This window comes from Ensifer sesbaniae (assembly GCF_013283665.1).
Taxonomy (GTDB): Bacteria; Pseudomonadota; Alphaproteobacteria; order Rhizobiales; family Rhizobiaceae; genus Ensifer; species Ensifer sesbaniae.
Genome location: NZ_JABEKU010000004.1, coordinates 111,672 through 125,250, shown reverse-complemented (window position 1 = coordinate 125,250; position 13,579 = coordinate 111,672). Strand labels below are relative to the sequence as shown.

At 56.6% G+C, this 13,579-nt stretch carries 14 protein-coding genes; 9 read left to right on the top strand and 5 right to left on the bottom strand.

What is annotated here, in order from left to right; all coding sequences use genetic code 11:
- The first annotated feature begins 104 nt into the window (after positions 1–104).
- Positions 105–899, top strand: coding sequence for a GH12 family glycosyl hydrolase domain-containing protein (locus BHMPCIPO_RS31660; protein ID WP_173520740.1), 795 nt, complete (start codon positions 105–107; stop codon positions 897–899).
- A gap of 151 nt (positions 900–1,050) precedes the next feature.
- Positions 1,051–1,287 (top strand): hypothetical protein, encoded by a 237-nt coding sequence (locus tag BHMPCIPO_RS31655; RefSeq protein ID WP_173520739.1) that lies wholly within the window; start codon positions 1,051–1,053, stop codon positions 1,285–1,287.
- 575 nt (positions 1,288–1,862) lie between these two features.
- On the opposite strand, the gene BHMPCIPO_RS31650 is transcribed toward BHMPCIPO_RS31655, so the two are convergent.
- The 4 genes from BHMPCIPO_RS31650 to BHMPCIPO_RS31635 all read right to left on the bottom strand — a co-directional run bounded on the left by BHMPCIPO_RS31650 (position 1,863) and on the right by BHMPCIPO_RS31635 (position 7,131).
- The gene (locus BHMPCIPO_RS31650) at positions 1,863–3,740 is read right to left on the bottom strand and encodes an extracellular solute-binding protein (RefSeq protein WP_173520738.1); all 1,878 of its coding nucleotides are present in this window, start codon (positions 3,738–3,740) and stop codon (positions 1,863–1,865) included.
- A gap of 130 nt (positions 3,741–3,870) precedes the next feature.
- The gene (locus BHMPCIPO_RS31645; protein WP_173520737.1) at positions 3,871–4,281 is read right to left on the bottom strand and encodes a transposase; all 411 of its coding nucleotides are present in this window, start codon (positions 4,279–4,281) and stop codon (positions 3,871–3,873) included.
- A 72-nt stretch (positions 4,282–4,353) separates the two neighbouring features.
- Positions 4,354–6,045, bottom strand: coding sequence for an HrpF/NolX family T3SS translocon protein (locus BHMPCIPO_RS31640; RefSeq protein ID WP_173520842.1), 1,692 nt, complete (start codon positions 6,043–6,045; stop codon positions 4,354–4,356).
- Between the two features lie 402 nt (positions 6,046–6,447).
- Positions 6,448–7,131: a nodulation protein NolW gene (locus BHMPCIPO_RS31635; protein ID WP_173520841.1), complete on the bottom strand. Its 684-nt coding sequence runs from the start codon at positions 7,129–7,131 to the stop codon at positions 6,448–6,450.
- 188 nt (positions 7,132–7,319) lie between these two features.
- Between BHMPCIPO_RS31635 and BHMPCIPO_RS31630 the strand changes: the two genes are divergently transcribed.
- Positions 7,320–7,811 (top strand): nodulation protein NolB, encoded by a 492-nt coding sequence (locus BHMPCIPO_RS31630; RefSeq protein WP_210266758.1) that lies wholly within the window; start codon positions 7,320–7,322, stop codon positions 7,809–7,811.
- 9 nt (positions 7,812–7,820) lie between these two features.
- Positions 7,821–8,678 carry a type III secretion system inner membrane ring lipoprotein SctJ gene (gene sctJ, locus BHMPCIPO_RS31625; protein ID WP_173520736.1) on the top strand — a complete coding sequence of 286 codons (858 nt, stop codon included), beginning with the start codon at positions 7,821–7,823 and terminating at the stop codon, positions 8,676–8,678.
- Between the two features lie 72 nt (positions 8,679–8,750).
- On the opposite strand, the gene BHMPCIPO_RS33570 is transcribed toward sctJ, so the two are convergent.
- Entirely contained in the window at positions 8,751–9,296 is a 546-nt protein-coding gene (locus BHMPCIPO_RS33570) for a hypothetical protein (RefSeq protein WP_282439118.1), read from the bottom strand.
- Between the two features lie 23 nt (positions 9,297–9,319).
- Between BHMPCIPO_RS33570 and sctL the strand changes: the two genes are divergently transcribed.
- Genes sctL through sctR form a run of 5 tightly spaced genes read left to right on the top strand, consistent with a single transcriptional unit; the run spans position 9,320 to position 13,573 of the window.
- Complete coding sequence (gene sctL / locus BHMPCIPO_RS31615; RefSeq protein ID WP_173520734.1) at positions 9,320–9,943, top strand: type III secretion system stator protein SctL; 624 nt, start codon at positions 9,320–9,322, stop codon at positions 9,941–9,943.
- The gene (sctN, locus tag BHMPCIPO_RS31610) at positions 9,943–11,298 is read left to right on the top strand and encodes a type III secretion system ATPase SctN (protein ID WP_173520839.1); all 1,356 of its coding nucleotides are present in this window, start codon (positions 9,943–9,945) and stop codon (positions 11,296–11,298) included. The genes sctL and sctN overlap by 1 nt, the downstream gene beginning before the upstream one ends.
- Positions 11,274–11,810, top strand: a complete 537-nt coding sequence (locus tag BHMPCIPO_RS31605; RefSeq protein WP_173520733.1) for a hypothetical protein — start codon at positions 11,274–11,276, stop codon at positions 11,808–11,810. The genes sctN and BHMPCIPO_RS31605 overlap by 25 nt, the downstream gene beginning before the upstream one ends.
- Positions 11,811–11,853: 43 nt before the next feature.
- On the top strand, positions 11,854–12,915 hold the full coding sequence (sctQ, locus tag BHMPCIPO_RS31600) for a type III secretion system cytoplasmic ring protein SctQ (protein ID WP_173520732.1): 1,062 nt from the start codon (positions 11,854–11,856) through the stop codon (positions 12,913–12,915).
- The gene (sctR, locus tag BHMPCIPO_RS31595) at positions 12,908–13,573 is read left to right on the top strand and encodes a type III secretion system export apparatus subunit SctR (RefSeq protein ID WP_173520731.1); all 666 of its coding nucleotides are present in this window, start codon (positions 12,908–12,910) and stop codon (positions 13,571–13,573) included. The genes sctQ and sctR overlap by 8 nt, the downstream gene beginning before the upstream one ends.
- Positions 13,574–13,579 lie beyond the last annotated feature (6 nt).

Below are 13,579 nucleotides of genomic sequence, written 5' to 3'. Positions count from 1 at the left end.
ACATGCAAAAACACAATTTCCTAGTGCCCGGAAAAGTGGAGTATCAATGTCAGTGTCGTCGCACAGGCGCCAGATCTTTGTTCTCGTAACAGAAGGAGAGCCTTATGTCTTCCAATCGGATAGATGGTACCGGGTCCTTGCCCTCCCCGCTGGGGTATGTCGACACACAGGATGATAAACTATTCAGGCAAGCTGTGAATGAAACCAAATCACCGACTGACGCGCTTCTATCGACGAACGCTCCGATTTGGAGCTCAAGCGCTCCATACGCAAGCTTTTCACACGGTCGCTATACTTGGAACAACGACATATATGGTAAGGGCGCTGGGCCTCAGACGATTTCAGTTCATGCAGACAACCAGTGGAGCGTGTGGTCGAACCAGCCTAATACTGATGGCATCAAGAGCTACCCCCATCAGGCTGTCGATATTGGGAAACCGCTCAGTTCAATCAACAGTCTGACGTCGAGCTTCAATCAGGAAGTTCCTGCTGGCGGCGCCTGGAACACCGCCTACGACATCTGGGACAGCTCACAACAGAATGAGATAATGCTCTGGACAAACTATACCGGACATCCGGACGGCAGCGGCAATGTCAAGCCCATCTCAAAACATTATGATGCTTCCGGGGCGGCGGTTCCGATCTACCGCAATGTCAATGTAGGCGGAGCGAGTTGGAACGTGTTCGAAGGCTATAATGGTCACAAGGTCATCTCACTGCTGCTCACTTCCAAGACCCATACCGGGACGGTGGACATAAAGAGTATCCTAGATTGGCTCAAGTCGAAGGGCCACTTTGGCGACATAAACGTCGGCAGCGTTCAATACGGCGTCGAGATTACCTCGTCCCCAGGCGGGATGAAATTCAACTTCAAGAACTGCTCCGTGAGCTCGACGTGACATACGGCCGCAGAGCCAGCTCCTCATTATTTCTAAAGGGAGTCCGAAGTCGAGTTCGCAAGGCCCCACCCGGGAAAGGAGGTGCACACGACACTCTCTCTATCACGGGACGTGTTGGTGAAGCAGGGCGATCACGCTGAGAGGAGAAGAAATGGCGATTGACGCCGTGGGTAGCCATCCAGGTGTATTCTCACATGTCGTCGATGGAGGCAGCGCCGTGAGAGGAGCGGCTGACCGAGGGGCAAGCCCCGCAAAAACAGCCCCGAGCAGATGTTGTTCGGCGGCGATAGAAGCCTTGTTGCCCAGTATGGTGTCCGACACACTGATGCTGAACAATTCGCTCTTCAACTTTGCCAAAGAAGCCATCGACGAAGGCGACGAGGGCTGAAAGTTCCTCAACGGCCGACGCATTCGGCCTAGTAGCGAATGGAGGATTTGTCGATGAGCAAGGAAGGTTTCTCCGAGCGCGGGTTTTTGGCCTTATCGACGGGGCAACGCTTCGAACAGCCGACGTGGTTGCGCAGCGGATCAGCGGCGAACATACTTCTCTCGCGCCCATTTCTGATGTCCAGAAGCTGACCTTTACCGGTTTGAGGAAGATATCGCCGCAGGCCGGCGCGGAGAACCTGCCCATCTCCCTGCCTCCCGCGAGCGAGAAAGCGCCAGCCTTCTTGATCGGCTTGTCTCTTCGTTCAAGCTGGCGAGCGATCATGGCCCCCAACCATCAGCGGTGCGATTCGCCAAGGCTTCCGAACAGATTGAGCAGGCGGCGACGGGGGTTCATACCCTGACCCAGTCGATAGATCGACTTCAGGCATCGCAGCAATTCGCCACAGGTATGACGCTCCTGTCGTCGCTCACCCAATCCGTTATGTCGTCTTCCAAGCGACTGACCCAAGGTCACCCATCATGGCTGTCTTCCCGCATAGTCACGCCACGTCTTGGTCGCGCGCCGGCAAACTCTCAGCCGCCATTCTTCTTTGCGTTTTGCTTTCCCCGTGCAGCGAAGACGTGCTGACGGCCCTGGACCAGCTCATGACTGGCAGCGCTCTTCCACCACCACACGCCGGGAAAGCCGAGCCCGTATTTTGGAAGCTCTTGCGGCCGGGCCAGCTTGTCCCAATAGGCGATCTGGGCGGTCAGCTTGGAATAGAGTGGAATGACGTAATTGTGGGCGAGCAGCACGCGGTCGAGCGCCTTCGTGGCGGCAACCAGCGTTTCGCGATCCTTCGTGAAGATCACGCGCTGGATCAAGGCGTCGACGCCAGGATCGGAAATGCCGGCATAATTCCTGGAGCCTTCGCGCGTGGCGGCTGCCGAGCCCCAGTAATCCGCCTGTTCGTTTCCAGGGGTCAAGGCCTGACCCCAGACTTCCCAGGTCATGTCGTAGTCGAAGGCGTTAGTGCGTTTCGTGTATTGCAACGGCTCGGTGAGGGTTACGCGCACCTCGATGCCAATGCTTTGGAGGTTCCGGACATAGGGCAGTACCAGGGTCTTCTGAGCGCGATTGTTCAACATGATCTCGAAGGTAAATGGCGTGCCGGTCGTCGTATCGACCATCCGGTTACCTTTGATCTCGAACCGAGCCTGCTTCAGTAGCGCGGTCGCCTTGCGCAGGTTTTCGTGCGCCTCTTGGGAGGTGGTACTGATGGAGTTCCTGAAAGGGGTGGTGAACACTTCCGGCGGCACGAGATCCTTGACCTCGTTTAGGATCTCCAATTCCTTGCCTTCCGGCAGTCCGGAAGAAGCTAGGTTCGTACCGAAGAAGAAGCTATTGATCCGCTGATAATGAGTGGCGGAGCTCTTCGCCTGCTCGAACTCGACGGTCTGGAAATCGAAGGCATAATTCAAGGCCTCGCGCACTTTCTTGCCGTCAAAAGGTTTGCGGCGCATGTTCGGAACCAAGGCCTGCATGATGCCCATCGCCCGGAAGGGATTGGGGATTTCCTCGCGCTTCACCCGGCCGTCTATCGCTGCTGGAAAATCGTATCCGATTGCCCAGCGCATGCCCTGGTCTTCGAGCCAGAAATGGGCATCGCCGGAACGGAAGGCGTCGAACTCGACGTCGCGATCGCCAAAAAAGGAATAGGTGATCGAATCGAAATTGTTCTGCCCGACATTGACGTTGAGCGCGGCGCCCCAGTAATCGGACCGGCGTTCATAATGGATGGTTCCGCCGGGGGAGAACGATGCAATGCGGTAGGGACCCGACCCCATGACCGGTTCAAGTGTCGTTCGCGAAATGTCGCGCGGCTTGCCGTCCGGTCCGGTACCTTCCCACCAGTGCTTCGGCACAATCAGTATCTGCCCGAGAATATACGGGAGTTCGTGGTTGCCCTTCTCGTCGAAGTGGAACGTGACGTCCCTGTCCCCCGTCTTCTCCGCCTTCACGACATGCCGATAGTCGCTCTGATAGAGCGGGTTCAGTTTCTTCGCCTTATCGAAGCTAAAGACGACGTCTTCCGGCGTCACCGGCTTGCCGTCGGCCCATTTCGCTTCCTGCCTCAGCCGGAACGTGGCTGAGGAGATGTCGTCCGGGAAGGAAACGCCTTCGGCCAGAAGGCCGTAGGCTGTCGAAATCTCGTCCTCTGACTGTGTCATGAGCGTGTCGAAGACGAGCGTCAGGCCGGCCGCCGTTTCGCCCTTCTCCAGCAGGGGGTTGAACGTGTCGAAGGTGCCCGTCTGGGAAAGCCTGAGGTCTCCGCCCTTCGGTGCCTCGGGATTCACATAGTCGAAGTGGTCAAAGTCCGGCGCGTACCTGAGATCGCCGACGAGCGACAGTCCATAGTGCCAGACCGGCTGCTCTTGAGCCTCCGCCGTTGCCGCCAGAATGTCCAGCATCCCGTCTTTTCTCCTTGTATTATTTACCGCTTAGCCGCCACTTGTTTTGTGGGGCGGCCTTCGTCCTGCAGCAAAATAGTGGCACCTGATTGCCAGTGGGGCGGCGCCTGTTCGTCGCTGGATAGGCATTTCAGCGCCGATCGTTCTTAAGTATGGGAAATTCACAGTAAGCGGCAAGCGGACCCCCTCCGCCAGATGGGGTCCGCTTGCCGCTTACGAACCTGCGATTGAAGTCCGCAAAGAGATCCAAGCCGTCATGAAGAGGCAGACCGGTTGCGCCAGACGGGATCAGGCCGACCGCACCGCCGCGCATCACCCGCTGCAAGTGCGCCTCGTCGACGTCCGCACCGGCACGCACGACGGCGTCGCCAATGACGACCTCGACAACGCGTTCCTTAATTGCCGCAGATCTCGGCTGCTGTTCTTTCACCAGAGCAGAGCTTTGCTCACCATCTCCACTAAGCTCCCGTCTCCATCGAAAGAGCTGCGAAGGCAGAATACCGATCCGTCGAGCAACCGCCGAAATGTTCGCTCCCGGCATGGACGCCTCCTCGACGCCCGTAATGTCAGCCCCGGAACCGCCCTGACTGGCAACGTCCGCGGCTTGCACAACTCAGGCCGCAAGCCGTTCTTGCAGGTTGTTTAGATAATCTTCTGCGTAGGTTTGCGCCATCGTAATCGGCAGATTGATCCCGGCCGTGGCCGCCTCTTCCAGTGCCTTCTTTACGAGCCCATTGCGAATTGCCAGTTTGACCTCGGGGCCTGCGACCAGGCTGAGCGCCTGCGCTCCAATACTGATGCCAGCTTGTTGCAGCGCCTGCTTCATATTGCCTCCGGTAATGGCTGTACGGAGAAGATTTGCCGCTTGCGCTTCGCACGCAAGAGCCATTGAAGCCGCGTCGGCCACTTGGCCTAAGACAGGAACGAAGCTCAACAAACCCACCGCGGTCGCAGCCCAATCGAGCACCGGCGAGACCACCTTGAGCACATCGCCGACTGCGTGGATAAAGGCTCCGCCGTTTTTCTTGGGCGTTTTCGCATTAGGCTGGTCCGTCCGACCCATCATCATATCTGAGACGGCGTCCTGTTGTGCAGCGGTTTGGGGAGCATGAGCCTTCCGCTGCTGAACGGTGCGGTTCGCTGACGACATGCTGTCGCAAAAATGGGCAAAGTCCTTTTTGCTAATGTCACCGGAATCCACCGTGTGTCCGCCGCCGAAGTCGAAGAACGAATTATGGGTCTTATAGCCCGTAATCGTATTGTTTAGCAGACCAAATAACAGAGGATCTGAGAGTAGTTGCGAGGCTGCTTTCCGCACTTTCGGATCACAGCGCTTATCCTCTGCCATGCTCGCGAGCTTGTCACGAGTGAGATCACCACTTCCAAAGAAGGCGTCCTGATTGCCTTTTATCGATTCAATTGTGTCCAGCTCGGTTTGCGTGAGACTCATTGACGATGAAGCAACCTGCAGAAAATCCTCTTTGTGAACCTGGTCTATCGCACCACCGTATAACTGTTTCCATTCGTCCGGGCGCTGGACGAAGTACTGAGCCGCCGCAATGACCTGAGGCGGACATTTGCCCGTTTTCGCTTCGCCTTCGACGATCCGCTCGAACTCAGCGACACTGAGGTTCTTGGGCAGGTTTTCAGAGTACCGGTAAAGCTCGCGTAACGCATCGTTCCGTGTCATGACCGACGGATGGGGATTCCCAGCGCTGTCGGATGGAATGTAATTCTGGGTATAGCTTTGCGCCTGGTTCTCCAGAAATGCAGTAATTTGTGGATGGTGACCACAGAATGCCGACAAGTCTTGAGCCGTAAATTTGCCGCCGCAGCGGCCATCACCCTGCGAGCCGATAGCATAAAAGAGCTCTGGATCCTGCTGCAATCCCTCGATAGCCGCTTTCAGATCCGGCGGCGTTGAGGGATCATTCGCTTTGTCTCCCAGCGATTCCCACTTGAGCGGACATTGGTCCTTATGACGGTTTAGCACTGCTACAATCTGTAACTCGACTGAGGTGAGCGAGCCGCCGTTCCACTTGATTCTCTCGCTTTTTACCGGCGTCGTTGCGACCGAAGGAGATTCGATCGACGAAGTTTCCGGGCGCTGACCCATTGATTCTAGTGCCGCCTTCATATGTGGCGGCAGCAGGTCCAATGGGTGCCGCGTCAATTCCTCCAACGACGACCCGGCACTCGGCGGCAGCGATTCCGACGCATGCTGGCACAACCGTTCCAAAGGCAATGCGAGGCTCCGGAGCGCGAACTGACCGGTCCTGTCTTCACGCCGGCAAATGGAAAGCATCGCGTCGAAGTTCTGCTGCGTCTTACCGAGCGCGGACACTGGACCATACCAACCCCGTGCGGACTGCGAAAAAACCTTGGCGATATTGTTTGACAATGTGGCTCCTCGGACGAGAACTGCAATCCCCTGGGAGATGCAAAATTAGTTCACGAACGTTGGCAATTCCGAGCATTGACGAGGTCACTGCATTTCCGCCGCGCCGTGCTTAGTTGCCCCGCTAGTTTATGGCTCTCAGGTTCATTCTGGCACTCAATGGCCAGTGATTGTTGGAGATCCTGAATTGGATCATGAGCGGTTCAGCTTTCGAGAACCTGACGAACCCATGCGAATTCACTTAGGACCGCTGTCGGTTACCTTTTTTCAGAAACCGCGGCATATCCATCGATGTCATTTCCGGTTCAGCTAAGGCTTCTCGGCAACACCGTCCTGTTGCGGCACCTCAGAAGAATAAGCCGCTTCGGGTCGTCCACCGCGGACGACCATGGTCGAAGAGCCCCGAAACAATAACAGCAAGGATTCTTTAGTCGGTGCCGGGGCGACATGAGGCTGCGCTTGCGCCTCCGCAAGGAGGCCGTTGAACGTCTCCTCCACGAGAGCGAGGAAGCGCGGTGGACCAAAAACCAAGACGAGGTCACTTCCCGCCGCGGATTTCACGACATAGCGATCATCGGAGATGCCGAGCTCATCGAGAGCCGCCTTGAACGCATCGAAGCGAATCGGGGTCAATACAAGCATCTTAGATTGCGCTTCTTTGGCGGCAGATACATAGAGTACCAGCCCATCGTAGTACCATTGTAGGTCGTACAGCTTACTCAAGCGATCGAGGAACTCCCGCGGTGGCAAATCCGGCATACGTCCGCGAATCCGTCCCCTCACCTCGGCGCTGATGCTGACCCTGATATTTAGGTTGTTTCCGAATTGCTGCAACGCCGCAGCGAGATCCTGATCCAACACCGTATACCTATAGGGTGTAGAGGGGAGCGATAGAGGGGCGTCGAAGGCTGTATGAATTCCGGTCGAGAGAAAAATCCCGACGCAGAGAACTCTCTTCAGGTTGATCGTGGATAGAATGAGCGTTCTTGACATCTCGTCCTGATAACCCAACGGCTGAAACTCTCACAAGTACTAAAGTCGCTAAAGTGAGTTTTTAGATAATGACGCGCTCTCGTCAGCTTGCGGTCAGCTCGCCTCTTTAGGTATACAGGCGCAACAGCGGGCGATCGCCGGCTAGACTCAATCCACGCGAAACAGAAAAGCAATCGAGTCCTTGCATTATGATGCCTGTTAACTCAATCTCTGCCAGTCTGGTCGACTTTGTTCCCAAGGTTGCTTCACCGTCATTGGGAGAGCAGGCTCAGTTTGAGCGCGCACTAGCGCAGGCGGCCGCCTCTACGAGGAATGATACCGGGTTCTCGCCAGCTACGGCGGCGCCAGTTCCTCCGCAGCTGGATGTCCAACGCGCGACTCCACCGCCAAGCTCGCGCGGCGACCGCGTGCTCCAAACGCTTTCTTCCATGTACCGCGAGCAGACAGTTGGTTCTGCCGGGCTTGACCATCAGGTAGGCCTTGCAAAAAGCGCTCCAACCCGGCCGGCACAGAAGCTCCCTGTTGAAGGTGCGGTAGCGGCAACGTCGACGGGACCCGATTTCGAGTCGACGATGTCTAATCTACGGGATCTCTACAGCGGCGTCACTAAAGTTTCTCTAATCTCTAAAGGTGTCAGCGGCATCACCTCATCTGTGAACACGCTAATAAAACAAGGATGAACCGCTCGTATGATTGGCTTAGCACTTGGCGAAATCCGGCATAGCCGCCCGTCGGGTCTTGGTTCGCTTCGTTTGGTCGTTCTGCCACTTCTCTTCGCCTTGAGTGGTTGCAAGACCGATCTGTATACGCAACTGCAGGAGCGCGAGGCGAATGAGATGCTCTCGCTTCTAATCGACAACGGGGTTGATGCGGTCCGGGTTGCCGCCAAGGATGGGACCAGCACGATCCAGGTCGACGAAAAGCTGCTTGCGTTGTCAATCAACCTCTTGAATGCCAAGGGGCTACCCCGCCAGTCGTTCAAAAACCTTGGGGATATTTTCAGCGGATCAGGCCTGATCGCCTCGCCGACCGAGGAGCGTGCTCGTTACATCTATGCCCTAAGCGAAGAGTTGTCGCGTACTATCAGCGACATCGACGGCGTCTTGTCAGTACGTGTTCATGTCGTTCTGCCGAATAACGATCTGTTAGGTTCGGATGGCACGCCATCCTCGTCCTCGGTCTTTATACGGCACGACGCCAAAGCGAACCTCCCAGTTCTCCTGCCGAAGATAAAGATGTTGGTCGCCGACAGCATCGAGGGCCTGTCCTACGAAAAGGTGGAGGTGGTTTTGGTGCCAGTGGAACCGTCCGGACCTGAGTACCGGCGCGCTCCGGCGACTGTTTCAGCCCAAACATCCAGCTCTTTTCCACCGCCACTTCTGCCAATCGTGATGGGTGTTGCCGCAGCTGCATTCGCAGCGGCGTGCTATCAATTAGTCGGTGGTCTAATGCGTCGGCGCAAGCAATCATCGGGCCAACTATCCAAGGTCGAAGGTTCCTCCGGGGCTTCCGCTGTCGAGGCCATTCGCAAAAAGATCAGCGCATAGGTAATAATCCCAATGTCGATACCGATACAGGCTGCCGGACTCCATCGGCCCCTCCAACTGAATTCCGTGTGGCTAAACGACCTTGCTGCTATGGCTCACCCGACTCGTCTTGCCGCTCGTCTTGACCCGGCGTTGTCCGCTGCGACGTTGGAACAGTTGCAGAAGCGTACCAGGCTGCAGCCAAGACTGGCGGAGTTGCTGTTTGATAATGAATTGCATTCGGACGGAACCGGCCTTGGGCCAGATCTGCTCCGCGGACATGATCCGCGTCGGACTGCTATCCTTGCCGGCAGTATCTGGCATGCCCGTTCGCTGTTGAAGCTTGTCTCGAGGCCCCACCTGACTGCGCTTATTGAACATATCGGCGCTGATGCCCACGCGTTCGGAATTCGGCATCTGGCGCAGGCGATCGCAACCAGCTTGATCGCTGATCCGAACAGGCTCGCGCAGCAAATCGAACACGATGGACATGCCTGTCTTGGAGCTTGGCTCAATGACAGTTCCGCGCTTGAGCGTAGCCGTGTGCTTCTTCGATTGCCGGTCGGGACCGCTGCGGAGAATCCTTTGCCCGAACACAGTAAGGCCTCGGGGCAATTGTTTGCGCTTGTCCTCGCCCATCTTGATACGGAGAACTCGACGAAATGACAGGAGATTTTTCCGCCAAGCTCGTCGCGCCGCAAATGCGCCCGGTTGGGCCACTAATCGCGGCGAGTGAGCTTGAAATCTGGCATAACGCCGCAAAAGCGCGTGACGCAGCACAACGGTATCAACAGCGGGTTCGGAGCTGGGCACGCGAGGCCTACGAGCGTGAGCGGGCGCTCGGCCATGCCGAGGGCTTGAATGCAGGGGCCGAGGAAATGGCTAGGATAATTGCGCAGGCAGCCTCCGATGTGGCGCGACGAAAGGCGGTCCTCGAGCAGGAATTGCCGCAGCTGGTGATAGAGATACTAAACGATCTTCTGGGCGCTTTCGATCCGGGCGAGCTGTTGGTGAAAGCTGTTCGCCACGAGATTGAGCGCAAATATACCGGCGCGGAAGTTTGCCTCCACGTGTGTCCCGCGCAAGTCGATATGCTCGCGCGCGAATTTGCTCCATGCGATGGGCGGGAAGGTCGGCCGAGGGTGCGGATCGATCCAGATCCGACTTTATCGCCCCAACAATGCGTGCTGTGGAGCGAGTACGGCAATGTAGATCTTGGACTTGATGCACAGATGCGCGCGCTACGCCTCGGCTTCAGGCCGTATTCTGAAGAAGGAGAACTGTAATCACGCCGCTATCACAGCATAAAAATCTCGCCGGCAAGCGGAGTCTCGTTTCTGCGATCTCATCTTTGAGGTCCACAGCAAAGCAGATCGACACGCGTGTCGTGCGCGGCCGGATCACGCGGGCTATCGGTACACTGGTCCATGCCGTCTTGCCAGATACTCGGATTGGGGAACTTTGTCTTCTGCACGATACGCGAACCGGCCTGTCGCTCGAAGCCGAGGTGATCGGCTTTTCGGACAATGGCGTGTTGCTCACGCCGATCGGTGACCTGGTAGGCCTGTCCAGCCGCTCAGAAGTCGTGTCCACTGGACGAATGCGTGAAGTGCCAGTCGGGCCCGATTTGCTTGGCCGTGTGATTGACAGCCGTTGCCGCCCACTTGACGGCAAGGGTGAAATCAAAACCGTCGAAACTCGACCGCTGCACGGCAGGGCGCCCAACCCAATGAACAGGCGCATGGTTGAGCTCCCATTCCCGCTCGGGGTTCGTGTTCTGGATGGTCTCCTCACATGCGGCGAGGGCCAGCGAATAGGGATTTATGGCGAGCCTGGCTGTGGCAAGTCGACGTTATTGTCGCAGATCGTAAAAGGTGCCGCCGCCGACGTTTTCATAGTCGCGCTCATAGGCGAGCGTGGACGTGAGGTTCGGGAGTTCATCGAGCGTCATCTTGGAGAGGCGGGCCTCCGTCGTACGGTCGTTGTGGTTGAAACCTCCGACCGCTCGGCAGTGGAGAGGGCGCAATGTGCTCCTATGGCGACCGCGCTCGCGGAGTACTTTCGCGAACAAGGGCTACGCGTCGCCCTCATGTTGGACTCGCTGACGCGCTTCTGCCGCGCCATGCGCGAAATTGGCCTCGCTGCGGGCGAGCCACCGACCCGGAGGGGCTTTCCTCCCTCCGTGTTTGCCATGCTGCCAGGTCTCCTTGAACGTGCCGGTATGGGTGAGCACGGCTCAATCACGGCCTTTTATACTGTGCTTGTCGAAGGTGATGGCACAGGCGATCCAATCGCGGAGGAATCGCGGGGCATTCTCGATGGCCATGTCGTCCTCTCACGCGCTATCGCTGCGCGGTCGCATTTCCCAGCTATTGATGTGCTGCAGAGTCGCAGCCGAGTCATGGATGCGGTCGTTTCTGGGACACATCGCAAGGCAGCATCTTTTTTCCGTGATCTCCTCTCGCGCTATGCCGAGTCCGAGTTTTTGATCAAAGTCGGCGAGTACAAGCAGGGCGGCGATCCGTTAACTGACCGAGCTGTCGCTTCGATTGGCGACCTGAGGGAATTTTTGTGTCAGAGCGAAGGCGAGGCGTCGGATTTTGAGGAAACGGTCGCATGGATGTCGCGTCTGACCGCGTGAATCGTGTTCACACTTCGAGGTTGCGGCTTCTGAAGGATATGCAAGAGCGTAGTGCCTTTAGGGAGCTGTCCGAGAAGCAAGCCCAACACGATATGGCCACCTTAGCCTTGCAGAATGCCTCCCAGGAGCTTGCAAACGCACAGCAACATTTTGCACGGGCCGAAGCGGCGCTCTACGAGGAGCTGATGTCCCTCGACAAATGGTCTAGCGCAGCACTCGACCATCACCACCTTCAAATTGAGCGGCTTGCCGCTGAGGTCTCTTCGAAACGTCAGATGCTCGACGATGCGCACATCGCTCAAAAGGAGGCCGAGGCAGTGTTATCTGAGATGAGAACCGTGTGGGTCAGACGTTCGGCCGCAAGCCACAAATGGCAACAAATCGAGGACGAAGTCAGGCGCGCCGTCGAAATACAGTCCGAGGCGGCAGGCGAGATAGAGGGCGACGATGAGATTTCGCTTCGATATGGGAGGGTTTCGCTCGCCCAGATGTCGCGCGATCAGATCCGATGAAGGGAGCTTCTCTGGAAACGCTATACCCCAGCCTTGAGTCGCTTTGGTAACCACAGTGGTCAGACCTGCTATACTCGAACCTGCGCTAACACTGTCCCACGTGGTCGTCTCGTGGCTCAATGATGTTGCCGCTTTCCGCAGACCGTTTCAGAGCTGGATTAGCGAGAAGCCGCTGTCGGTGCGGATACAAGGGCTTATTTGGCAGCAGAAACCTTCTGCCATTCCGATGCTTGACTGTGTTTGGCGCTTGGGAACTGAAACGATCGTCTTATCGCTGTCACGAGGCCTTGTTGAGGCGCTTATCGCGACGGTGCAGAGCGGTCTTGCATTCCCTTCCGACCCAACTGCTTCGCTCATTCTCGAGCTTGCACTTGAGCCGCTTGTCGCTCGATTGGAGGATCAGACGCAGCTGGATGTGCAGCTCTTGAAGGTGCGTGAGGCTTTGACAAAGGCTCCTTGTCTGGAACTTGATATCGCCTTCGGCTCAGTCAATGGCAAGGGCCGTCTATTCCTGTTTTCTCCCCTTGATGGCTTGGTCCCGCCTGCATTCCACGCCTTAGGCGAACTGCTTGGCCAATTGCCCCGACAGCCGCGCGAGCACTTCCCAGAGCTACCGGTTGCAGTTGCAGGAAGAATCGGCACGCTTTCCGTTCCGGCAGTGGTTCTTCGCGAGGCATGTGTCGGTGATGCTCTGTTGCCAGACATATCGCCGTTCGGCCACGGCCAGATCACGCTATCCGCGGGCCAGCTATGGGCCTGTGCAGATATTGAGGGCGACGACCTCATCCTGCGGGGGCCCTTCCGCCCACTATCATCCCCCTTGGAGACTGTGCATATGACGACACAACCCGAATTACAGCAGGATCCCTCAGAAGCCGATCTCGATGATCTCGAGATCGTGCTTGTCTTTGAATGCGGCCGCTGGGCTATGCCTCTAGGCGAATTGAGGAGTGCGGGCGAAGGGCATGTTTTCGAACTTGGTCGGCCGATCGATGGTCCGGTCGACATATTGGCCAACGGGCGGCGTATCGGGCGTGGCGACATCGTGCAGATCGGAGATGAACTGGGCATTAGGCTGCGCGGCAGGTTGGCATGCAATGACTGAGCTTCAACCAGCGATTCTGTCGCTTCTCGCGATTACAGCCGGAATCGGCCTGCTTGTTTTAGCGGTCGTCACAACCACGGCATTTATAAAAATCTCAGTTGTTCTCTTCCTCGTCCGCAATGCGCTGGGGACCCAGACAATCCCACCGAACATCGTACTTTACGCTGCGGCACTCATCCTAACAATTTTCATCAGCGCACCTGTAGTCGAACAGACCTATGATCGGATCACCGATCCAAAGCTCCGCTACCAAACGTTGGACGACTGGGTAAACGCCGCCAAAGAAGGGCGTGAACCCCTGCACGATTACCTTAAGAAGTTCACAAACGAAGAGCAGAGCCGTTTTTTCCTATCTTCGACGGAAAAAATTTGGCCAGAGGGGATGCGCGACAGAACCACCCCGGAAGATTTTGCCGTTCTTGTACCGTCTTTTCTAATATCGGAACTCAAGCGTGCGTTCGAAATAGGCTTTCTTCTCTATCTTCCCTTCATCGTGATCGATCTTATCGTAACAACGATCTTGATGGCGATGGGCATGTCAATGGTATCTCCGACAGTCATATCAGTCCCGTTCAAGCTCTTTCTATTTGTCGCTATTGATGGTTGGTCGAGATTGATGCACGGACTTGTTTTGAGTTACGCCACACCTGGAGGTTGATCATTA

Excerpts from the sequence above, each read along its gene's own strand:
- BHMPCIPO_RS31640 (WP_173520842.1), bottom strand. The coding sequence starts at position 6,045 with ATGCTTTCCATTTGCCGGCGTGAAGACAGGACCGGTCAGTTCGCGCTC.
- BHMPCIPO_RS31605 (WP_173520733.1), top strand. The coding sequence starts at position 11,274 with ATGGATGTCGCGTCTGACCGCGTGAATCGTGTTCACACTTCGAGGTTG.
- BHMPCIPO_RS31660 (WP_173520740.1), top strand. The coding sequence starts at position 105 with ATGTCTTCCAATCGGATAGATGGTACCGGGTCCTTGCCCTCCCCGCTG.
- BHMPCIPO_RS31635 (WP_173520841.1), bottom strand. The coding sequence starts at position 7,131 with ATGTCAAGAACGCTCATTCTATCCACGATCAACCTGAAGAGAGTTCTC.
- sctJ (WP_173520736.1), top strand. The coding sequence starts at position 7,821 with ATGATTGGCTTAGCACTTGGCGAAATCCGGCATAGCCGCCCGTCGGGT.
- BHMPCIPO_RS31645 (WP_173520737.1), bottom strand. The coding sequence starts at position 4,281 with ATGCCGGGAGCGAACATTTCGGCGGTTGCTCGACGGATCGGTATTCTG.
- sctR (WP_173520731.1), top strand. The coding sequence starts at position 12,908 with ATGACTGAGCTTCAACCAGCGATTCTGTCGCTTCTCGCGATTACAGCC.
- sctL (WP_173520734.1), top strand. The coding sequence starts at position 9,320 with ATGACAGGAGATTTTTCCGCCAAGCTCGTCGCGCCGCAAATGCGCCCG.
- BHMPCIPO_RS31655 (WP_173520739.1), top strand. The coding sequence starts at position 1,051 with ATGGCGATTGACGCCGTGGGTAGCCATCCAGGTGTATTCTCACATGTC.
- BHMPCIPO_RS31650 (WP_173520738.1), bottom strand. The coding sequence starts at position 3,740 with ATGCTGGACATTCTGGCGGCAACGGCGGAGGCTCAAGAGCAGCCGGTC.
- BHMPCIPO_RS33570 (WP_282439118.1), bottom strand. The coding sequence starts at position 9,296 with ATGGGCGAGGACAAGCGCAAACAATTGCCCCGAGGCCTTACTGTGTTC.
- BHMPCIPO_RS31630 (WP_210266758.1), top strand. The coding sequence starts at position 7,320 with ATGATGCCTGTTAACTCAATCTCTGCCAGTCTGGTCGACTTTGTTCCC.